The organism is Amorphoplanes digitatis (assembly GCF_014205335.1).
Taxonomy (GTDB): domain Bacteria; phylum Actinomycetota; class Actinomycetes; order Mycobacteriales; family Micromonosporaceae; genus Actinoplanes; species Actinoplanes digitatus.
Window position 1 is genome coordinate 1,547,286 of sequence record NZ_JACHNH010000001.1, and the last position, 22,020, is coordinate 1,569,305.

General features: G+C 71.2%; 11 protein-coding genes. 6 read left to right on the plus strand and 5 right to left on the minus strand.

What is annotated here, in order from left to right; all coding sequences use genetic code 11:
* Positions 1 to 38 precede the first annotated feature (38 nt).
* Positions 39 to 1,199 carry an RCC1 domain-containing protein gene (locus BJ971_RS07115; protein ID WP_184990924.1) on the plus strand — a complete coding sequence of 387 codons (1,161 nt, stop codon included), beginning with the start codon at positions 39 to 41 and terminating at the stop codon, positions 1,197 to 1,199.
* Here the strand turns inward: BJ971_RS07115 and BJ971_RS07120 are convergent.
* From BJ971_RS07120 to BJ971_RS07130, 3 genes are all read right to left on the minus strand, one after another.
* The gene (locus BJ971_RS07120; protein WP_184990926.1) at positions 1,189 to 2,970 is read right to left on the minus strand and encodes a S9 family peptidase; all 1,782 of its coding nucleotides are present in this window, start codon (positions 2,968 to 2,970) and stop codon (positions 1,189 to 1,191) included. The two genes, BJ971_RS07115 and BJ971_RS07120, sit on opposite strands and share 11 nt — an antisense overlap.
* Positions 2,971 to 2,989: 19 nt before the next feature.
* Positions 2,990 to 4,762 (minus strand): N-acetylglutaminylglutamine amidotransferase, encoded by a 1,773-nt coding sequence (locus tag BJ971_RS07125; protein ID WP_184990928.1) that lies wholly within the window; start codon positions 4,760 to 4,762, stop codon positions 2,990 to 2,992.
* Positions 4,763 to 4,857: 95 nt separating this feature from the next.
* Complete coding sequence (locus BJ971_RS07130) at positions 4,858 to 7,479, minus strand: carboxylate--amine ligase/circularly permuted type 2 ATP-grasp protein (RefSeq protein ID WP_260414863.1); 2,622 nt, start codon at positions 7,477 to 7,479, stop codon at positions 4,858 to 4,860.
* A gap of 289 nt (positions 7,480 to 7,768) precedes the next feature.
* Here BJ971_RS07130 and ppdK point away from each other — a divergent pair, with 289 nt between their 5' ends.
* From ppdK to BJ971_RS07155, 5 genes are all read left to right on the plus strand, one after another.
* Complete coding sequence (ppdK, locus tag BJ971_RS07135) at positions 7,769 to 10,462, plus strand: pyruvate, phosphate dikinase (protein ID WP_184990930.1); 2,694 nt, start codon at positions 7,769 to 7,771, stop codon at positions 10,460 to 10,462.
* Positions 10,463 to 10,516: 54 nt separating this feature from the next.
* Complete coding sequence (locus BJ971_RS07140; protein WP_184990932.1) at positions 10,517 to 11,212, plus strand: SDR family NAD(P)-dependent oxidoreductase; 696 nt, start codon at positions 10,517 to 10,519, stop codon at positions 11,210 to 11,212.
* A 105-nt stretch (positions 11,213 to 11,317) separates the two neighbouring features.
* Complete coding sequence (locus BJ971_RS07145; protein ID WP_184990934.1) at positions 11,318 to 13,447, plus strand: SulP family inorganic anion transporter; 2,130 nt, start codon at positions 11,318 to 11,320, stop codon at positions 13,445 to 13,447.
* Positions 13,448 to 13,542: 95 nt separating this feature from the next.
* Positions 13,543 to 14,016 carry a hypothetical protein gene (locus BJ971_RS07150; protein ID WP_184990936.1) on the plus strand — a complete coding sequence of 158 codons (474 nt, stop codon included), beginning with the start codon at positions 13,543 to 13,545 and terminating at the stop codon, positions 14,014 to 14,016.
* A gap of 175 nt (positions 14,017 to 14,191) precedes the next feature.
* A complete protein-coding gene (locus BJ971_RS07155) occupies positions 14,192 to 14,986 on the plus strand; it encodes an MFS transporter (protein ID WP_203709762.1) in 795 nt (264 codons plus the stop codon).
* 358 nt (positions 14,987 to 15,344) lie between these two features.
* Here the strand turns inward: BJ971_RS07155 and BJ971_RS07160 are convergent, their stop codons facing one another.
* A complete protein-coding gene (locus BJ971_RS07160) occupies positions 15,345 to 19,190 on the minus strand; it encodes a discoidin domain-containing protein (protein WP_184990940.1) in 3,846 nt (1,281 codons plus the stop codon).
* A gap of 46 nt (positions 19,191 to 19,236) precedes the next feature.
* Entirely contained in the window at positions 19,237 to 22,008 is a 2,772-nt protein-coding gene (locus BJ971_RS07165) for a galactose-binding domain-containing protein (protein WP_184990942.1), read from the minus strand.
* Between the last annotated feature and the right edge of the window lie 12 nt (positions 22,009 to 22,020).

Here is a 22,020-nt window from a genome sequence, read left to right on the forward strand (position 1 = left end):
GTGATGGTGTCGGTTCTGTGCCGAAAAGGACCTTTGCGATGATCGGAACCCTGGGGGCGCTGGCGGCGGTGACCGGCGTGCCCGCCGCGGCGCGGCCGGCGGGCGGCGCCACGATCCAGGTCGACGCCGGTGACTCACACACCTGTGCGCGCGGCCGCGACGGCCGGGCCTACTGCTGGGGCGACGGCAGCAGTGGTCAGCTGGGCAACGGCGACGTCGTGCGGCACTCGAGCCCGGTTGCGGTGACCGCACCGGCGGCCGGGGTGAGCTTCACCCAGCTCACCGCCGGCTACCGCCAGACGTGCGGGCTGGGCAGCGATGCCAGGGCCTACTGCTGGGGCTCCAACTACAGCGGCGAGCTGGGCAACGGCGACAACACGGACCGGCCGACCCCGGTGGCGGTGAAGTCCCCGGCCCCTGGGGTGGGCTTTACTCAGCTCACCGCCGGTTACAGCCACACCTGCGGGCTGGGCGGCGACGCCCGGGCCTACTGCTGGGGCGCCGGCAGCCTCGGTGAGCTGGGTGACGGGTCAAGTACGAGCCGGTCGACCCCGGTCGCGGTGAAATCCCGGGTGAGCTTCACCCAGGTCAGCGCCGGCATCAGCCACACGTGCGGGCTGGGCGGCGACGCCCGGGCGTACTGCTGGGGCGTCGGCCTCAGCGGTGAGCTGGGCAACGGCGACACCAGGATCCGGTCGACCCCGGTGGCGGTGAGCGCGCCGGCCCCCGGGGTGACGTTCACCCGGATCGCCGCCGGTTTCAGCAACGCGTGCGGGCTGGGCAGCGACGCCCGGGCCTACTGCTGGGGCTCCGGCGGCTTCGGTCAGCTGGGCGACGGCGCGAGCAGGGACCGGTCGACCCCGGTCGCGGTGCAATCCCCGGTGACGTTCACCCAGATCAGCCCCGGTGTCCACCACACCTGCGGGCTGGGCGGCGACGCCCGGGCCTACTGCTGGGGCGACGGCAGCAGCGGTCAGCTGGGCGACGGCGACACCATTAACCGGCCGACACCGGTTGCGGTGACCGCGCCCGCGCCGGGGGTGACTTTCACCCGGGTCAGCGCCGGTAGCGGCTTCACGTGTGGGCTGGGCAGCGATGCCCGGACCTACTGCTGGGGCGCCAACCGCTACCACCAGTTGGGGCACGGCGACATCAGGACCCACCTGACTCCGGTGGCGGTCCGGTTCCCTAAGCGGTGAGCGCGGGTGCGGGGGCGAGGTGTGTGGTCAGCCACGCGACCGTCTCGTGCAGGTACCTCGTCCGGGACGACCTGTGCTGGAGCTCGTGGCCCTCGCCCGGGAAGAGCAGGTACCGGTGCGGCACGCCGAGTTCGGCCAGCGCCGCCACCACCTGCTCGGCCTCGATCACCGGGACGTTCGTGTCGTTCTCGCCGTGCACGATCATCAGCGGCGTCCGCAGGCGGTCGATGCGGGTGATCGGGGACAGGTCGCGCAGCAGGTCGGCGTCGGCGACCGGGTCGCCGTACTTCGAGACGGCGGCCGCGGCGATCCACGGCTCGGTGTGCTCGTAGAACGTGGCGAAGTTCGACATGCCGCACACGTCGATGCCGACCGCGAACAGCGACGGGTACGTGGTCAGGGCCGCCAGTGTCAGGTAGCCGCCGTACGAGCGGCCCATGCATCCGACCCGGGCCGGGTCGGCGACGCGCGCGGAGACCAGGTAGGAGACGCAGGAGGCCACGTCGGCGATCGCCGCGTAGCGCAGGGCGCCGTTGTCCGCGTTGACGAAGGCGCGGCCGAAGCCCGACGAGCCCCGGACGTTGGCCGCGAAGACCGCGATGCCGCGGTCCACCAGGGACTGGAACAGCGCGCCGTGCCCCGGGCGTTCCTGCGCCTCCGGGCCGCCGTGCAGCCATACCACCGCCGGGTGCGGGCCCTCGCCGGCCGGTTCGAAGAGCCAGCCGCTGATCTCGAGGCCGTCGTGCGAACCGAAGCGGTGCAGCGTCGGGCGGACCGCGTGCGGTGCCGCCTCCTCCACCGAGACCGGGTGCAGGTCACCGTCGTAGGTCCACACGCCGTGCGGTTGTCCGGGCGCCTCGGCGGTGAAGGCCAGGGTGCTGCCGTCGTGGCACCAGGAGATCCCTCCCGCGACGCTGCCGGGGAGGTCGACCTGTTTCGAGCCGTCCGCCGTCAGCACGCTCAGTTCGGACTCGCCGCCGCGGACGTTCCACAGCACGGCGATCGACGTGCCGTCGGCGGTAAGCGCGAACGACTCCACCTCGGCGGTCTCGGAGGCGCCCAGCACCTCGGCCGCGCCGTCGGCCACCCGGATCAGCACCGGCAGTTCGCCGGTGTCGCCCCGGGCGTACACCGAGCCGTCCGGGCCGAAGCAGGCCTGCTCGCCGCTCGTGACGTACTCGTCGGCCCCGGTGGCGAGGTCGCGGACGGCCACGTACCGGCCGCCGCGCGGGCCGTGGCGCAGCAGCGCCCGGCCGCGGTCCGCGGTGACGTCGAGCAGCGAGATCAGCTCGCCGGTGGCGATGGTCTCCCGGGTGCCGTGCTCGGCGTCCACCAGCAGGGCGGTGGTCAGGTTCTCCGTCACCGCCAGCAGCGGGCGGCCCGGCAGCCAGCGCGGGTTCTCCGCGCTGTCCGCGCCGAAGCCCGCCACCTGGTGCAGCGCGGAGCCGTCAGGGCGGACCAGCCACACCTCGGTGCGGGGCGCGCCGCCGGGGGACAGCACGCAGGCGAGCCAGCCGCCGCCGGTGGACCAGTGCACCGAGACGACGGAGTGCTCGCCCGTGTCGACCAGGAAGGTCAGCTCGCTGCCGACCGGCTGCACCCAGACCTTGGGTGAGCCGCTGCGGTCGCAGACGTACGCCGCGTGCCGGCCGTCCGGCGAGAGCGCCGCCGACCAGCTGCCCGACACCTCCGAGGGGAGGGGACCCGACCTCCTGTCGGTCCACCCCGCGGGCAGCACGGTGACGTCGACACGGTTGAGCTGACCGGTCATCCGGGTCCTCCCTCGTCTGCTAGATCCCCTTGTCCTGTAGCCACATCTCCAGCAGCGCGAGCTGCCACAACTGGTTCGCCCCGAGCGTCGTACGAGCAGTGTTCGGGTCGGCCAGCAGCGCGTCAACGTACTCCGGCGGGAACAGCCCGCGCGCCCGCGCCGCCGGTGCGTGCAGCGCGTCCCGCACCATTTCCAGCATCGGTCCTTCGAGGTGCCGAATCCCCGGAACCGGGAAGTATCCCTTGGTGCGGTCGATCACCTCGTCGGGCACGACCCCCCGGGCCGCGTCCTTGAGGACGCCCTTGCCGCCCTGCGCCAGTTTGAGCTCGGGCGGGCAGGCCGCCGCCAGCTCCACCAGTTCGTGGTCGAGGAACGGCACGCGCGCCTCGAGCCCCCACGCCATCGTCATGTTGTCGACCCGCTTGACGGGATCGTCGACGAGCATGACCTGTGAGTCCAGCCGCAACGCCGCGTCGACGGCGGTGGTCGCGCCCGGCCGGGCGAAGCTCGCCGTGACGAACTCGCGGCTGACGTCGGTGTCGAGCAACCACTCCGGCGCGAGCTGGCGGGCCAGCTCGGCGTGTGGACGGTCGAAGAACTCTTTCGCGTACGCGTCGACGGCCCGGTCCCGCGGTACGTCCCGCAGCGGCGGGTACCAGCTGTAGCCGGCCAGGATCTCGTCCGCGCCCTGTCCCGACTGGACGACCGTGACCTGCCGCGACACGTCCTCGCTGAGCAGGTTGAAGGCGATGCAGTCGTGGCTGACCATCGGCTCGCTCATCGCCGCGACCGTGCGCGCCACCGCGGGCAGGAAGCGGTCCCGGCCGATCCGGATCTGGTGGTGGTCTGTGTCGAACTGCTTGGCGATGAGGTCCGAATAGGCGAACTCGTCGCCGCTCTCCCCAGCCGCCGACTCGAAGCCGATGCTGAACGTGCTCAGGCCTCGCTGGCCCTGCTCGGCGAGCAGGGCCACGATGTAGCTGGAGTCCAGCCCGCCGGAGAGCAGCACCCCGACCGGCACGTCGGCGACCATCCGCCGCTCGACGGCGGTGCGCAGCGCGTCGTGCACGGCCTCGGCCCACTCGGCCGGCGACCTGGTGCCGGTGCGGGTGTGCGAGGCCTCCCAGTACACGTCTGAGGTGGACGTGCCGTCGGCCTTGATGATCCGGACCGTGGCCGGCGGCAGCTTGCGGATGCCGGCGACCAGCGTGCGCGGCGCCGGGACCACCGAGTGGAACGTCATGTAGTGCTGTAGCGCCACCTTGTCGATCGACGTGTCGACGTCGCCGGCCGCGAGCAGCGCCGGAAGGGTCGACGCGAAGCGCAGCCGCCCGGGCGTCTCGGCCAGGTACATCGGCTTGATGCCGAGCCGGTCGCGGGCCAGCATCACCGTGCCGGTGGCGTGCTCGGCGACGGCGAACGCGAACATGCCCAGCAGGCGCCGCACGCAGCCGGCGCCCCAGCGGTGGTACGCCTTGAGGATCACCTCGGTGTCGGAGGTGGAGGTGAACCGGTAGCCGTAGCCGCGCAGCTCCTCGCGCAGCTGCCGGTAGTTGTAGATGCAGCCGTTGAAGACCAGAGTCAGGCCGAGCTGTTCGTCGGTCATCGGCTGGGCGCCGGACTCCGACAGGTCGATGATCTTGAGTCTGCGGTGGCCGAAGGCGATCGGGCCACGTTGCCAGAGGCCCTCGCCGTCGGGTCCCCGGGACTCCAGGCAGGGCAGCATGCGCCGGACGGCGTCGCAGTCCGCCGCCCGGTCGTCGTACCGCAGTTCGCCGCCGATTCCACACATGGCCAGAACCTCCTTGGGGGGTCAGGAGGCGCCCACCCGGGGTTCCTCAGGGTGGGCGCCGCCCGTTGCGATCTCGTGTCGGGGCCGTTACCGATTCAGCCGAGCAGCCAGGTGTCCTTCGAGCCGCCACCGCGGGACGAATTGACGATCATGCTGTCGGCCGGCGCGACCCTGGTCAGGGCGACCGGCGCCACCACCGACGTGTCGCCGGTGAAGACGAACGCGCGCAGGTCGACGTGGCGCGGCGCCAGCTGGTGGCCGTCGAAGACCGGGTGGGTGGAGAGGGCCACGACCTCCTGCGCCACCCAGCGGTGCGGCGCCGCGTTGATCTGCCGGCGCACCGCGGCGAGGTCCTCGGCGGAGGCGTGCGGGCCGATGACGATCCGGTCGCCGCCGTACCCGTCGACCGGCTTGCAGACCAGCTCGTCCAGCCGGTCGAGCACCTCGGCCCGCTGCTCCGGGATGCCGCACAGGTGCGTGGGCACGTCCGCCAGCAGCGGCTTCTCGCCGAGGTAGTACCCGATCAGCCGGGACACGTACGCGTACACGGCCTTGTCGTCGCCGATGCCGTTGCCGAGCGCGTTGGCGAGCACGATCGTGTCGGCGTGCAGGGCCGCGACCAGGCTGGGGCCGAGCGGCATCCCGTCGGCGCCGGGCGAGTGCACCAGGCTGTCCTCGCCCATCCGCAGGTAGATCACGTCGACGGCGTAACGGCGCCCGTTCCGGATGCGCCGCACGCGGCCGTCCTCGACCAGCAGGTCGGTGCTGCGCACCAGCGGGACGCCCATCTCCTCGGCGAGCAGCCGGTGCTCGAACCAGGCCGAGTCGTCGGGGCCCTGGCTGAGCACGACCACGGCCGGATCGTCGCTCGCGGCCGGCCCGGCCGCCTCGATCAGCGTGCGCAGCAGCAGCCGCGGCGTCTCCTCGATGCCGTTGAGCCCGTCGGGGTGGGGCAGCTCCGGCAGCACGCTCTCGGTGAGCCGGCGGTTCTGCATCGCGTAGCCGATGCCGGACGGCACCCGCAGGTTGTCCTCGAGGACGAACCAGCCGCCGTCGGCGTCGCGGACCAGGTCGACGCCGGCGACCTGCGCGCGTACCCCGGGCCGGTGTACCAGGGCGCCGCTGGGCCGCAGCTCGGGTGAGCCGTCGATGACCCAGCCGGGCACCACGCCGTCGCGGACCACGGCCCGCTCGCCGTAGACGTCGTTGACGAACGCGTCCAGCGCGCGGACCCGCTGGATCAGCCCGGCCTGCAACTCCCGCCAGTCGGTGGCCGGCACGATGCGGGGCACCAGGTCGAAGGGGAACAGCCGGGTCGCGGCCTCGCCGGCCACGCTGAACGTGATTCCGCGGGCGCGCTGCTCGTCGTCGCGCGCGTCCTCGCGGCGGCGCAGCCCGGCGGGGCCGAGCGCGCTGAGGACGTTGACGATCCCCTGGTACGCCGGCAGGGCGTCGCCGCCCGGGAAAGCCTCGTCGCCGCTGGCCGCGTACGGGGTGAGCCCGGCCGGCACCGTCCGGCCGTCCGGGCCGATGCCGGTCGCGCCGCCCCGGGTGTCGGCGACCAGCAGGTCGACGACGTCGGAGATGCGCCCACGGCGGCCCATGGCCCGGCGCTGCCGTGCCGCCGAACTGCCCCGGCTGAGCATCTGCACGGAGAGGTCGAAGACCTGGTCCCAGTCGCCGAGCTCCTCAAGCTGTGGCCGCAGGTCGCCGACGAGGCGCTCGACGGCGACCGCGGCGGGTACGGGCACCGGCGAGCGGGGCAGGTCGAGCAGGTCGCCCTCGAGCCCGGAGCGGGCGGCCCGCCACATGGCGGCCCGGTGCAGCGGCGGCCGGGTGGGCACCATCGGCAGGCCCGCGCGGTAGTCCTGGCGTGCCCGCAGCACGAGGGCGCGGAACAGGCCGGCCAGCAGCACCACGGTGTCGGCGTCGGGGCTGGAGTCGGTGACCCGCAGCTCGACGGTCGGCACGTGCGCGGACGGGCGTACATCGAAGTAGACCATCTTGGGGTCGGTGATCGTGCCGGACGCGATCAGGTCCGCGACCAGCGCGTCGTGGTCCTCGGCGGAGGTCACGACGCCGCTGTCGCCGGCCGTCGGCCAGCGCAGCCAGACCAGCGAGCGCACGCTGGCGTAGCCGCTGTCCTCGCCCATCCAGTACGGCGAGCTCGCCGAGATGCCGAGCAGCACCGGCAGGGCCGGGGCGACCCGCTGGGCGATCGAGACGGCCTCGTCCCGGTCGGGGATGCCGACGTGCACCTGTGCGCCGCAGATGAGCTGTTCGCGGGCGAGCATCTGGTACTCGTCGAGCATCTGGCGGAACCGCGAGGTCGGGGTGACCGGCAGCGAGTCCAGGTCGACCACCGGGACCGTGCCCGCGGCGACCAGGCCGAGCCCGAGCGACTCGGCGACCCCGATGGCCCGCCGGCGCAGCGTGACGATCCCGTCGCGCAGGTCGTCGAGGGTTGCCGCGACCTCGGTGTTGGTCTCGACCACCGAGCGGTGCAGCTCGGCGGAGAAGTTCGCCGCGTCGAGCTGATCGAGCACCTCCGGCGCCCTGGGCACGAGCTCCCGGGTCCGCAGGTCGACCACGTGCAGCTCCTCCTCGACGCCGAGCGTCAGGTCGGTGCCGATGGCGGCGCGCGCACCCTCCGTTCCGTCGTCCTCAGAGACCTTGAGTGACTCCGTCATGCCAAGACCGCCTATGTCGTCGTCCATCGTCCGGAGCCTTACCAGCCCATGTGCCGAACCTGTGACGTGCCCATTTCCGGCGGCTGCCAAGCATGGGCAGCCCGGCACCACCCGGGCGGGTGGCGCCGGAGGGCCGCGTGCGCGCTGATGCTCGGGGCTGCTCGAAGTCATGCTCTTTCGAGCCCAACCACGCCTGCGCTTGTGCAATTACTCACGAGGCCTAGGGCCACGACTGGCGCGACCCCTACTCTCCGGACACCCTTGAAAGAGCGTTCAGGTATTAGGTCGATGACGCATCACCTGTGGGGAGGCAGTCGTGGGAAATGCCGGCGAGAAGTACGTCTACGATTTTTCGGAAGGTCACAAGGGCCTCAAGGAGTTGCTCGGTGGCAAAGGTGCGAACCTCGCCGAGATGACCCGCATGGGTCTTCCGGTGCCGGCCGGATTCACCGTCACGACCCGCGCCTGCCAGGCCTACCTGGCCACCGGCGACAACCCCGCCGGGCTGGCCGAGGAGATCGACTCCCATCTCGCCGCGCTGGAGTCCGCGATGGGCCGCCGGCTGGGTGACGCGAGCGACCCGCTGCTGGTCTCGGTGCGTTCGGGTGCCGCCTTCTCGATGCCCGGCATGATGGAGACCGTGCTCAACGTCGGGCTCAACGACGAGAGCGTCGCGGGCCTCGCGGCACAGGCCGGCGGCAACGAGCGCTTCGCCTGGGACTCGTACCGGCGGCTCATTCAGATGTTCGGAAAGACCGTCTGCGACGTGCCCGGCGAGGAATTCTCGAACGCGCTGGAAGAGGCGAAAACCGCCCGCGGCGCCACCGATGATCTGCATCTCGACGCCGCTGACCTGCAGGCCCTCGTGGATCGCTTCAAGCGCATTTTCGCCAAAAACACCGGGCACGACTTCCCGCAGGATCCGAAGGAGCAGTTGCGCCTGGCGATGGAGGCCGTCTTCCGCTCCTGGAATGCGGAACGCGCCGTCCTCTACCGCCGCCAGGAACGCATTCCGGCGGATCTCGGCACCGCGGTGAACGTCGTCGCGATGGTCTTCGGGAACCTCGGCCCGGACTCCGGTACGGGCGTGGCGTTCACGCGGGACCCGGCGAGCGGCGCACAGGGCATCTACGGCGACTACCTGCAGAACGCCCAGGGTGAGGACGTCGTCGCCGGCATCCGCAACACGATCCCGCTCGACGAGCTCAGGACCCTCGACCGGCGCTCGTACGACGAGCTGTTGACGATCATGGCGAAGCTCGAGGGGCACTACCGCGACCTCTGCGACATCGAGTTCACCATCGAGCGCGGCAAGCTCTGGATGTTGCAGACCCGGGTCGGCAAGCGCACCGCCGGCGCCGCGTTCCGGATCGCCGCGCAGCTTGTCGGCGAGGGCATGATCAGCCTCGACGAGGCGCTGCGCCGGGTGTCCGGCGCCCAGCTCGCCCAGCTGATGTTCCCGCGCTTCGACCTCGCCGCGGACCCGGTCGCGCTGACCAAGGGCATCGGCGCCTCGCCGGGTGCCGCGGTCGGCAAGGTCGTGTTCAGCGCGCCGCGCGCCGTCGAGCTGGCCGCGGCCGGCGAGCAGGTCATCCTGGTGCGCCGGGAGACCAACCCCGAGGACCTGGCCGGCATGATCGCCGCGCAGGGCATCCTCACCGCCCGGGGCGGCAAGACCAGTCACGCGGCGGTCGTCGCCCGGGGCATGGGCCGCACCTGCGTCTGCGGCGCCGACCAGCTCGAGATCGCGGCCGACCGCTTCACCGTCGCCGGCCGGACCGTCAACGAGGGCGATGTGATCTCGATCGACGGCACCACCGGCTGCGTGTACCTCGACGCCGTCCCGGTGCGCCCGTCGGAGGTGGTGCAGTACTTCGAGGGCACGCTGTCGAGCGCGGAGGCCGAGGTTCCGCTCGTCGACGCCGTACACAAGATCATGTCGCACGCCGACGCCACCCGCGACCTGGCCGTGCGCACCAACGCCGACACCGCCGACGACGCGGCCCGGGCCCGGCGCTTCGGCGCCGAGGGCATCGGCCTGTGCCGCACCGAGCACATGTTCCTCGGCGACCGGCGCGAGCTGGTCGAGCGGCTGATCCTCGCGGCGACACCCGGCGAGCGCTCGGACGCCCTGGCGGCGCTGCTCCCGCTCCAGCGCGCGGACTTCGTCGACCTGTTCCGGGCCATGGACGGCCTGCCGGTGACGGTCCGGCTCATCGACCCGCCGCTGCACGAGTTCCTGCCGTCGCTGGAGGAGCTGGCGGTCAACGTCGCGGTTGCCCGCGAGCGCGGCGAGGACCACGCCGAGGACGCCGAGCTGCTGGACGCCGTACGCCGGATGCACGAGCAGAACCCGATGCTGGGCCTGCGCGGCGTACGCCTGGGCCTGGTCATTCCCGGCCTGTTCGCGATGCAGGTCCGGGCGATCACCGAGGCCGCCGTGCAGCTGGCCGGCGAGGGCCTCGACCCGCACCCGGAGATCATGGTGCCGCTGGTCGGCGCCGTGCAGGAGCTGGAGATGGTCCGGCAGGAGTGCGAGCAGATCGTCGCCGAGGTCGTCGCGGACAGCGGCGTCAACGTGCTGATCGGCACGATGATCGAGGTGCCGCGGGCCGCGCTGACCGCCGGGCAGATCGCCGAGGCCGCCGACTTCTTCTCGTTCGGCACCAACGACCTGACCCAGATGGGCTGGGGCTTCTCCCGCGACGACGTCGAGGGCGCGTTCTTCTGGCGCTACCTGGAGCTGGGCATCTTCGGCATCTCGCCGTTCGAGTCGATCGACCGCGAGGGCGTCGGGCGGCTCATCCGGATCGCCGCCGAGGAGGGGCGCGCGGTGCGCCCGGAGCTGAAGCTCGGCGTCTGCGGCGAGCACGGCGGCGACCCGGAGTCGGTGCACTTCTTCCACGAGGTCGGCCTCGACTACGTCTCCTGCTCGCCGTTCCGGGTGCCGGTCGCGCGCCTGGAGGCCGGCCGGGCCGCCATCACCGGCGAGGACTCCGACAGCCGCTGACCACCCGTCCGCCGGAGGCCCGCGCCGGGCCCTCCGGCGGTAGGCTCCCGTGCCGTGCGACATGGGTTCGTCATCGGCAACACCGACGGCATCGGCCTGGCCCTGACCCGGCGGCTGCTGGCGGAGGGCTGGGCGGTCACCGGCATGTCCCGGCGGCCGGCCGCGGTCGAGCACGACCGGTACGTTCACGTGGCGGCGGACGTCGCCACGCCCGAGTTCCCGCCGAGCCTGGCCCGGGCCCTGGACGCGGCGGGCGGCGTGGACCTCTGCGTGTACGCCGCCGGCGTCGGTGACCTGCTCGACCCGGACGACCTCGCGGCGCAGACCCGGGTCCTCGAGGTGAACCTGATCGGCGCGGCCCGCGCCGTCGAGGTCGTGGTGCCGCGGATGCTGGCGGCGGGCGGCGGGCACTTCATCGGGCTGTCCAGCCTCGCGGACACGCTGATCACGCCCGTCGCGCCGGGGTACGCCGCGTCGAAGGCCGGGCTGTCGTCCTATCTGATCGCGCTGGGCGCCGCGCTGCGGCCGCGGGGGGTGCACGTCAGCACGGTCCGGTTCGGATTCGTGGACACCAAGATGGCCAAGGCGCCCGTGCGGCCCATGATGATCACCGTGGACCGGGCGGTCGACGTGCTGATGCGCTGCGTGCGTACCAGGGCGGCGGTGGTGTCGTATCCCCGGCGGATGGCGGTGCTGACCGCGGCGCTGGGACCCGTCGCCCGGGCGCGGGCCCGGCTGGGAAGCCGCTGAGAATACGGCCGTCGCCCACGTTATGTAACCGAGTGTTCATCCGCAGTGGCTATGGTGTCCGAAATATCCCACTTGTGAGTTAAGCCGGGAAGGACCGCCACGCCGATGCGCACTCTGTTGCGGCACGACGTACCCGCCTCCGTTGTCGTCTTCCTCATCGCGATCCCGCTGTCCCTCGGCATCGCCGCCGCCTCGGGCGCGCCGCTGCTCGCCGGCCTGATCGCCGCGGTCGTCGGCGGAATCGTGGCGGGCGCGCTCAGCGGGGCCCCGCTACAGGTCAGCGGCCCGGCCGCCGGCCTGACCGTGGTCGTCGCCGGCGTCGTCGCCGACTTCGGCTGGGCCGAGACGACCGCGCTCTTCGCCATGGCCGGGCTCGTCCAGATCGTGCTCGGCGTCTCCCGGCTCGGCCGGGCCGCGCTCTCCCTGTCGCCGGCCGTCGTGCACGGCATGCTCGCCGGCATCGGCATCGTCATCGCGCTCAGCCAGGTGCACGTCGTGTTCGGCGGCGCACCGCAGAGCGGTGCCTGGCAGAACCTCCGCGAACTGCCCGCACAGATCGCCGGCAACCACGGCGTCTCGATCCTCATCGGCCTGCTCACCACCGGGATCCTGCTGATCTGGCCCCGCCTCGTGAAGGTGTCCCTGTTGCCCGGGGCGCTTGTCGCGGTGGCCGTCGCGACCGCGGTGGCCGCGCTGGCGGGCCTCGAGGTGGCCCGCGTCGACCTGCCGGAGAACCCCCTCGGCGAGCTCACCTTCCCCCGCTGGCCCGACGCCGGAGCCGGCGAGATCCTCGTCGCCGTGCTGACCATCGCCCTGGTCGGCAGCGTCGAGTCGCTGCTCTCCGCGGTCGCCGTCGACCGGCTGCACAGCGGCCCGCGGGCCAACCTCAACCGCGAACTGCTCGCACAGGGCGCCGCCAACACGGTGTCGGGGGCGCTCGGCGGGCTGCCGGTCACCGGCGTCATCGTGCGCAGCTCCACGAACGTCGCGGCCGGCGCCAGGACCCGCGCCTCCGCCGTGCTGCACGGCGTGTGGATCGCGGTGTGCGTGCTGGCCTTCGGCGGGCTGCTCGAACAGATCCCGCTCGCCGCGCTCGCCGCCGTTCTTGTCGTCGTCGGCCTGCGGCTGGTCAGCCTGGCGCAGATCAAAGAGTACGTGCGGCACCGTGAGCTGCCGACGTACCTGGTCACCGCGCTCGGGGTGATCTTCACCGACCTGCTGACCGGCGTGGCGCTCGGCATGGCCACCGCGGTCCTGTTCATGCTCTGCCGGCTGGCCCGCTGCGAGATACACCGCTCCTCGCCGGGCCCGGGCCGCTGGCTCGTGGTCATCACCGGCACGCTGGCCTTCGTCGGCTCCAGCCGGGTCGCCCGGGAGCTGGCGAGCATCCCCGCGGGCGAGGTGGTCGAGCTCGAACTGCACCTCGACTACCTCGACCACGGCGCGTTCGAGACCATCCAGGAGTGGCGCGACGCGTACCAGCGCGCCGGCGGCCGGGTCGACATCCAGGAGGTGCAGGACAGCTGGTTCCACCGGGCGACGTCCGGCCGGCTCGGCTCGGCCCGCTCCCATCCCGGCCGGGTGCCGCGCTTCCTCGGCTCCTGGTCACAGTGGATCTCCCTCAACGACCAGCGCCGCGACGCGATGGCCGCGGGCATCGACGAGTTCGAGCGCAGCATCGCGCCGCTGGTCCGCCCGCACCTGGCCGGCCTGGCCCGCGACGGCCAACGCCCCGAACAGCTCTTCATCACCTGCGCCGACTCACGCCTGGTGCCCAGCCTGATCACCACGAGCGGCCCGGGCGACCTGTTCTGCATGCGCAACGTCGGCAACATCGTCCCCGCGTACGGCGCCGCCGACACCTCGATCGGCGCCGGCATCGAGTACGCGGTCGACGTCCTCGGCGTCGCGACCATCACGATCTGCGGCCACTCCGGCTGCGGCGCGGTCGGCGCGATGATGGCCGGCGCCGCGGACGCGCAGTCGGCGCTGGGAGGCTGGCTCGGCTCGGCCGGCATCGACCTGGCGGGCCGCGAACACCAGGAGGAATGCATCATCGCCAACGTCGAACAACAACTGGCGAACCTGCACACCTACCCGAGCGTCCGCCGCGCCGCCGACGCGGGCCGCCTCACCGTGGTCGGCCTCTACTTCGACCTGGCCGAGGCCCGCATGTACGCCGTGACCGACGGCGTACGCAGCCGTCTTACCAGCGGCGCCGCATCTTCACTCTGATCCAGAAAAGAACCTGATCTCCCGAACTGCCCTGAATATTGACCGGAGAAATGGAGCCGGCCCGCCGGGCTGCGCGCGGTCGCTAGCATGATCCCATGAGTGCGGGTGGCGCGGCAGGGTCGGCAGCCGGCCGCCCCGATTTCCTCGCGGCGCAGGCCCGCGCCGCCGCACGCGACGGTGTGCTGTCCGGCAGGTATGTGCTGGTCGACGGGGAGTTGCTGCGGGAGGCGTACGGATCGAGGCGCCCGCAGGGCGTGAACGTGGCGGCGGACGCCGAGAGCCCCGGCGCCAGCGAGGATTTCCCCGGTTTCTGGACTGTCCTGGTGCCCCACGAACAGGTCGCGCTGGCCGTCTCCTTCACCACGACCGCCCGCCACCGGGGCGGCGGCGTCCTGGAGCTGATGGCCCGCGATGGCGACGATGTCCGAGCGATCTGGTGGCGCGGCCCGAACAACGACGCCGCCCACACCATCCCGGCCGGGTTCCTGTGGGCGAAGAACGACGACTACTACCACGGGACCGTCGAATGGGCAGAACTTGACGATGTGGCGGTCTCCGTCAAACTTTGACCAGGACCGGCGCGGTCGGTTTGCCTGACCCGCCACCCACCCGGCCTGCCCGACAAAATCCCCACCCCAGCCACCACCGCGAAAGCCAGACCACCGACCGCACCAGCCGGATCTCCAACGGCGCCGCCCTACAGGGCTCACGTTGAGGTAACGAGCGGTGTTGTCACGGTGCGCCGTGGTCGTAGGCCTGGACCAGGGCGTCCAGGAATTTGAGGCTCTCGACACCCTCGATCAGTGGTGCCACCAGCCGGTTCGCCTCGTCGGCGGAGTCCTCGGCCGCGGACGCACCCCGCTGGTCCTCCCGACGATCTTCGGACGCGGCGCCTACACGATCGGGCTTGCCGGCATCGCCCTGTTCTTCTGTGCGCTCATCGGCACCCAACTGGTGCTCACCCTGTTCCTCCAGATCGGCCACGGTTTCACCGCCGGTCAAGCCGGCCTGGGAAACCTGCCGGTCGCGATCGGCACCGCCATCGGCGGCGCCCTCAGCGGCGCGATCCTCGCCGAGAAACTAGGCCGGATGATCCTGCAGCTGGGCGCCGCCGTCCAACTCGCCGGAGCCGCGCTGCTCTGGACCGAACTAGAACACGACGGCGCCTTCTCGATCTGGCACGTCGTGCCCGGCATCGCCTTGGCCGGCGCCGGCTCGGGCGCAGTAATAGCCGCCCTGTTCAGCGTCATCCCGGCCGCAGTCCGCGACGACGAGATCGGCTCCGCGTCAGGCGTACTCACCGCCGTGCAGTCCATCGCGAGCTCGATCGGCGTAGCCATCTCCGGATCCGTCTTCTTCGACGCCATCACCACCGGCACCGCCGAACAGGCCTACCAGCACACCCTGACCGTCCTGGCCGCCCTGCTAGTCGCGTTCCTCGCCCTCACCTTCGCCTTCCCGAGAAAAGCACGCCCCGACCCCCACAGCGACGACACCGACCCGGCCAAGCCGAACACAGTGCTGGTACCAGCCGCCTGATCGCCGTCTGACGGACATCAGCCATGCGATCAAGTCACTAACCGGAACCGGCGCGGTCAATTCGCCTGACCCACCACCCACCCCGGCCTGCCCAACAAAATCCCAAACCGCACCCACCACCGCGGCAGCCAGACCACCCACCGCACGGTGACCACCGAGCCCGCCCAAGCACCCAGCAGCGAGCAACCACAACCTGCCGCAACAGGATCCAATGCAAGGGTGGGGCCGGGGGTGACCACGCACGGCATAGAAACGATCCACCCGCCGTGCGTGGTCACCCCCGGCCCCACCCGTCAAAGCGCAACCACATGGCGCGGGGCCCGCACCGTGGGTGCGAGCCCCGCCTGGTATCCGTACGTCAGTTGCGGATGATGGTGAAGGTCGTCGTCGGGTTCTCGATGTCCTTGAAGTTGTTGCTCAGCTGCAGGTTGTTGAACGTCACCGAGCCGACCGCCGGACCCTGGCCCGGCTCCGGCAGCGGGTTCGCCCAGACCCCGTAACCCGACTTCGCGTCGTACGCGTCACCGCTCTTACGCGCCCCGCTGATCGAGACGTTGGTGAAGACGGTGTCCTTGACCGGGAACTGCGGCTGGCCGCCCACATAGTTGGTCTGGAACATGATCCCGGAGTAGGTCGGGTCGACGATGTCGACGTTGCTCACCCGGATGCCCTGGAAGACCTTCGACGCGGAGAAGACCCAGATCGCCGGGAAGACCTGGTCGCCCCAGAAGTGGCCACCCGCCCGGACGATCGAGATGTTGTCGAACACGGTCGGCGGGTTCGCGCCGAAGCCGTTCATCGGGTAGCCGAAGTCCAGCGAGCTGATCGTGATGCCCGAGTAGACCAGGGTGTCCGCGATGTAGATGTTCTTGAACGTGTTGGCGTACCCGCCGTAGACCGCGATGCCCGCGGCGCGCCAGGTCAGCGTGGAGGAGAGGTTCGAGTAGACGTTGTTGATCTCGTCGGAGCCGCCCGCGTCGATCGCCGAGAAGAGCGCGAAGCTGTCGTCGCCGGTGGCCCGGGCGTCGTTGTTGTCGACCAGGTTGTCGGTGCTGCCGTTCGTCATGTTGACGCCGTCGGCGAACAGGTTGCGGATCCGGGAGTTCTTGATCGTCATGTGGTCGGTGTTCGCGCCCCAGTAGAGGCAGACCGTGTGTTCGGCCCAGACGTTGTCGATGGTGATGTTCGAGACGTTGGCCAGGTCGAAGACCTTGCCCGGGCCGTCGATGCGGATCGTGTAGTTGCCGAAGAACGCGAAGTTCTTGAACGTCGAGCCGTTGGCGGTGGCGTCGGCCCGGAAGCCGGCGTCGGTCTCGGACTGCGTCTGCGGGGTGAAGAACCTCGTGTACCAGGGTCCGGCGCCGACCACCTGGAGCGCCTTGCCGTACACCTGGAACTTGTTGGAGGTCTGGTAGTCGCCCGCCGGGAGGTAGACGCCGACCTTGCCGCTGTCCATCCGGGCCGCGTCGAACGCCGCCTGCACCGACTGCTGGTCGAAGCCCGCCGGTACGACGTAGGTCGCCGGGTTCGGGTTGGCGACCGGCGCGACCTGCTCGGTGTTGATGAAGTCGATCGCGATGTTGCCGCCGTTGCCGGAGTCCTTCTGCAGCTTGATGACGCTGCCGGCGTTCACCGTGCCGTTGAGCAGGATGTTCGCCTCGTCGTAGATGTGGCGCGGGCCGGTGCCCGAGTTCTGCGGCGCCTTCTCGTCGCCGTAGAGCCACGCGTACTTCGAGGTGAGCGGCAGCGTGCGGTTCAGGGTGCCGTTGACGTAGACGTTGATGGAGCTTGTGGTGTTGTCCGGGATGGAGAAGCGGGCGACGAGCGTGTTCGTGCTCGCCCGGGTCGTCCACTGCACGTAGCTGCCGGTCGAGTTGAGGGTGACGGCCCGGCGGCCGGAGGCCTCGCCCGCGAGGTCGCCGACGGTCCGGTTCGGGCCGACGACGGCGGCGCCGCCGCCGGTCTGTCCGTCCTCGGCCTCGTACATGTCGTACGGCATGTTCGCGCCGCGACCGACGAAGAACGGCTTCTCGCTGGTGTTGTTGGCCCGCTTCACCGGCAACTCGTTGGCGTCGTCGGCGATGACGGTCCGGACCGTGTACTTGCCGTTGACGGCGGTCCAGGTGCCCAGGTTGATCGCCGGCGAGGACGCGCCGGGTGCCAGGGTGCCCGAGTAGGAGCCGGTCAGGGTCCGGATCGTGGCGCCCGAGTCGGACAGCACGGTGAGCGTGACGCCGTGCGCGCCGGCGGCCGAGGCCTGGGTGCCCTGGTTCCTGATGGTGACCGAGAAGGTGACCGTCTGGCCGGCGGACGGGTTGCCCGGCGACCAGCTGACCACGGAGGCGACCAGGTCCGAGCTGCTGACCGGGGCCACCACGAGGCTGGTGGGGCTGGTGTAGGAGTTGTTGGCGTCGTTCTGCTCGATGACCGTGCCGGCCTCGTCGACCTTGGCGCTGACCACGTACGTGCCGGCGTCGCGCGCACCGATGCTCGCCGTGACCGTCGCGGAGGCGCCGGCCGCGAGCGCGGAAACGGCGGCGGTGCCGACTTTCGCCGTACCCAGGTAGAAGTTGACGTCGGTGGCCGGGCTGCCCGCGTTGCCGGCGTTGCGCACGGTCGCCGACAGGGTCACCGTGTCGGTCTCGACCGGCGCGGCCGGGGAGAACGACATGGCCGAGATGGTCAGGTCCGGGTTCGGCGCGGGTACGCCGATGACCTGGAACTCCGCGACCTGGCCGCTGGGCGCGCCGGTGTTGGCGGTGAAGCTCAGCCGGACGTCGGCGGCGGTCGCGCTGACCGGGACGGTCACCGTGTTGCCGGTCGCCGGGTTGAACGTGTACGTCGCGGACGGCACGAGCGTGGTGAAGCCGGAGGCGCTCTGCTCGCGGCCCAGGATCGAGAACGTCTGTGTGCGGGTACCCCACTCGGTCGCGGGGTTGAGCTTGACCACGACGGAGCTGGTGGTGGCGTTGGCGCCGAGCGAGACGGTCAGCGTCGCGGGGTAGGCGCTGCCCTCCCAGTAGGTCGCCGTGTCGTTGTCGTTGGCGTTGGCGGCGACGAAGGTGAAGACGGTCGAGGAGGCGGTGATCGGCTTGCCGACGGCGAGGTTGGTGCCGTCGGTGACCGTCCCGGTCCGGGTGACCGTGTTGCTCGCCGCGGACAGGTTGCCCGCCGCGTCCCTCGCCTTGACGTAGTAGGAGACGGTCGCGCTCGCCGGCTGGTTGTCGGTGTAGGTCAGCGCGGTGCCGGCGACGGTGGTGCGCAGCGCGCCGTTGGCGTAGACCTCGTACCCGGTGACGCCGACGTTGTCGGACGAGGCGCCCCAGGCGAGCCGGATCTGCCCGGCGGCCGGCTGGGTGTACGTCAGCGTTCCGGGCGTTGTCGGCGCGGTGGTGTCGCCGCCCTGACCGGTACGGGTGACCGTGTTGCTGTTGCCGGACGCGTTGCCGGCGGCGTCCCGGGCCCGCACGTAGTACGTGACCGTCGCGCTGTCCGGCTGGTTGTCCAGGTAGGTCAGGACGGTGCCGGCGACGGTGGTGCGCAGCGCGCCGTTGGCGTAGACCTCGTACCCGGTGACGCCGACGTTGTCGGTCGAGGCGTTCCAGGTGAGCCGGATCTGGCCGGCGGCGGGCTGGGAGTAGGCCAGCCCGGTCGGCGCGGTCGGTGCCTGGGTGTCGCCGGTCGCGGGGCCGTACACCTCGAGCTCGGAGATCTGGCCGGCCGGCCAGCCGGTGTTGCCGGTGATGTTCAGCCGCAGGTAGCGGGTGGTGGCGGCGCCGAAGTCGATCGTCACGGTGTTGCCCGAGGACGGGTTGAACGTGTAGCCGGCGCTCGCCTTGAGGTCCGCGAAGTTCGAGCCGGTGGTGCTGCCCTGCACGGAGAGGGTCTGCGTGCGGGTGGCCCAGGCGGCGGCCGGCGGGAGCTTGAGGACGGTCTGGTTGACGCTGACCGAGGCGCCGAGGTCGACCTGTAGCCACTGCGGGAACGCGTTGTTCTGGCTCTCCCAGTAGCTGCTGGCGTTGCCGTCGCCCGCGTTGCCGGCGCCGTACACGTCGGTGAAGCTGCTGGCGCTGAAGGCCTTGCCGGCGGCGAGGTTGGGGCCGGCCGCCGCGGCGGGTGCGGCGGGGGCTACGAGCTGGACGAGCGCGGTGACGAGTCCGGCGGCGACGGCCGCGGACAGTATCTTTCTGACTGATCTGGACATGGGGATGCGCGCCTTCTTCCGTGAGGGAGCGGGGGAGCCGGCCTTGCTAGGAGGCGTAGACCTCGAACTCGGAGAGCTGGCCCGCGGGCCAGCCGGTGTTGCCGGTGAACGTCAGCCGCAGGTAGCGCTGCGTCGTCGCGGTGAACGAGACGGTCGCGGTGTTACCGGAGGACGGGTTGAACGTGTAGCCGGCGGATGCCTTGACGGTGCCGAAGGACGAGCCGTCGGCCGAGCCCAGCACGGACAGCGTCTGTGTCCGGGTGGCCCAGGCGGCCGCGGGCGGCAGCTTGAGCACGACGCGGGAGACCGCGCGGGCCTGGCCGAGGTCGACGGTCAGCGACTGCGGGAACGCGTTGCCGGCGCTCTCCCAGTAGGTGCCCGCGTTGCCGTCGACCGTGTTGGCCGGCGTGTAGACGTCGACCTGGCTGGTCGCGGTGACCGGCCGGCCCGCGGCGAGGTTGCCCGAGGGCGGCGGCGTGGTCGTCGGTGGCGGCGTCGTCGGTGGCGTCGTGCCGCCGTCGGCGTACGCCTCCAGCTCTGAGAGCTGACCGGCCGGCCACCCCGTGTTTGCCGAGAAGGTCAGGCGCAGGTAGCGACGGCTGCCGGCGGGCAGGTTGATCGTCGCGGTGTTGCCGCCGGAGGGGTTGAACGTGTAGCCGGTCGCACCCACGAGCGAGGAGTAGGACCCGCCGTCGGTGGAGGCCGAGACCGCCACGGTCTGCGACCGGGTCTCCCAGCCGGGCGGCAGCTTCAGGACCAGGCGGCCGACGTTCTGTGCGGAACCCAGATCCACCGTGTACGTCTGCGGGAACGAGCCGTTGGCGCTCTCCCAGTACGTGGCCGCGTTGCCGTCCACCCCGTTCGCGCCGACGTACGGCCCGGAGTTGCTGGAGGTGGTGACGGCCTTGCCCTGCGCCAGGTTTCCACCTGTGGGCGGGGTGGTCGGCGGCGTCGTCGGCGGGTTGGTCGGGGGCGTCGTCGTGCTGTTGCCCCACTGCGGCGCCGGCCACGGCCCGCAGTCCGGCGTGTCGGTGTACCAGCCCGTGTTGGTGCCGGTCCGGGTGATCTGGAACGACGGCCCGACGCAGTTGTGAATCGGCTTGGCCTGCGCGATCCCGCTGGCCCGCACGTTGTTGAAGCTGACCTGGCTGGCCGCCTGCACCTGGAGCGCGTACGTGCCCGCGCCCTGGATGTTGACGTTGTCCAGGTGGATGCCGTTGGTCTGGCCCTCGATCCACATCAGCGCCGCGTACGAGCTGTCCAGGATGTCGGTGTCGGTGATGTTGATCGTCGGGTTCTGGAACGCCTCGTTGAGCGCCGAGAACCAGATCGCGCCGACGCCGAACTGCCAGTTGTAGTCGGAGTTGCCGGCCCGGATCAGGGTGTTGCGGGCCAGCGTCCAGGTGCCCTGCACGCCGGTCGCCCCGTTGACGCCGGGATAGCGGTTGGCGACATGGATGCCGCCGCCGTTGGTGACCGTGTCGGAGACCACGTTGTCGGTCATCACGATGTCCCGGCCGCCGTAGCTGACCAGGTTGTTCGCCAGGATCGGCGCGACGACGGTGTTGTGCGTGAACGAGTTGGCGACGTTCGGGACGCTCTCGGCCCACATCGCCAGGCCGTCGTCGCCGGTGTTGCGGACGAACGTGTTGGTGACCGTGGAGTTGGTGACGCCGATGTGGAAGTTCACCCCGTCCGCGGTCTGGTCGAGGATCCGGCTGTTGCGGATGGTGAACCGGTCCATCGGGCCGTCCATCCAGGCGCCGACCTTGGTGTGCTGCATCCACACGTTGTCGATCACCGAGTTGGACATGGCCCCGCCGAACGCGTTGACCTGGTCGTCGTCCACCCGCTCGCGGATGTCGCCGATGATCGCGAGGTCCCGGACGGTGACGTTCTGCGAGGGGCCGCCCTGGTTGTTGTACTTGCCGTAGATGCCCGCGGCCAGGTTGCGCTGGGTGGGATGCCGCCCGCCGAGCACCGTGTACCAGGGCCCGGCGCCGACCAGCGTGACCCGGTCCACGATCACGTGGCTGTAGAGCGTGTAGTTGCCCTGCGGGAGGTAGACGGTCCGGCCCTGCGCGCTGCCGGCGTTGACCGCCGCCTGGATCTTCGCGGTCGAGTCGGTCGCGCCGGTCGGGTCCGCGCCGTAGTCGGCGACCGCGTCGATGGCGTTCGCCGGCTTGCCGATCGCGCCCGGCACGTTCTCGAAGTCGGCCAGGTCGACGGTGAAGGACGGCGACTGCGCGGTCGAGCTGACCTGCAGCCGGATCTTGGTGCCTTCCGCGTAGGTGGTGCCGAGGAGGGTGCGTGCCTCGTCGTAGAAGTGGTGCGGGTTGGAGTCGCCCGGGTTGTTGTTGAACGGGTAGCCGCCGTAGAACCAGCTGTACCGCGACGTGACGGGCACGGAGCGCACGACGGCGTTGTTCACCCGCACGTCGATCGTCGCGTCCCGGCCGGCGCCGTTGTTGCCGTCGGGCAGGCTGTAGCGGAAGGTGACCGCGTTCGCGGGCCTGGTCAGGGTGAACTCGACGTACTCGCCGACGGCGTCCAGGGTGACGGCCTCGCGGCCGGACGCCTCCGACGAGAGCTGGCCGTAGTAGCGGCTGGTGCCGGTCCGGGTGCCGTTGGTGGCGGCGTTCTCGGCCTCGGTCTCGACGAACGGCACGGTCGCGCCGCGGCCGGCGATGTCGAACGGTGACAGGCCGGCGGCGCCGGCCGGGGACGCGGTCCAGGTGACCGCGGCGACGGACGCGGCCACCACCGCGGCGGTGGTGGTGAGGACGGCCAGGTATCTGTGAGCGGTGCGGTTGGCCATGGGGATCCCTTT

Bases quoted from the DNA above. Each gene is read 5' to 3' on its own strand.
- BJ971_RS07115 (WP_184990924.1), top strand. From the start codon at position 39: ATGATCGGAACCCTGGGGGCGCTGGCGGCGGTGACCGGCGTGCCCGCC.
- BJ971_RS07150 (WP_184990936.1), top strand. From the start codon at position 13,543: ATGAGTGCGGGTGGCGCGGCAGGGTCGGCAGCCGGCCGCCCCGATTTC.
- BJ971_RS07120 (WP_184990926.1), bottom strand. From the start codon at position 2,970: ATGACCGGTCAGCTCAACCGTGTCGACGTCACCGTGCTGCCCGCGGGG.
- BJ971_RS07145 (WP_184990934.1), top strand. From the start codon at position 11,318: ATGCGCACTCTGTTGCGGCACGACGTACCCGCCTCCGTTGTCGTCTTC.
- BJ971_RS07165 (WP_184990942.1), bottom strand. From the start codon at position 22,008: ATGGCCAACCGCACCGCTCACAGATACCTGGCCGTCCTCACCACCACC.
- BJ971_RS07130 (WP_260414863.1), bottom strand. From the start codon at position 7,479: ATGGACGACGACATAGGCGGTCTTGGCATGACGGAGTCACTCAAGGTC.
- BJ971_RS07125 (WP_184990928.1), bottom strand. From the start codon at position 4,762: ATGTGTGGAATCGGCGGCGAACTGCGGTACGACGACCGGGCGGCGGAC.
- BJ971_RS07160 (WP_184990940.1), bottom strand. From the start codon at position 19,190: ATGTCCAGATCAGTCAGAAAGATACTGTCCGCGGCCGTCGCCGCCGGA.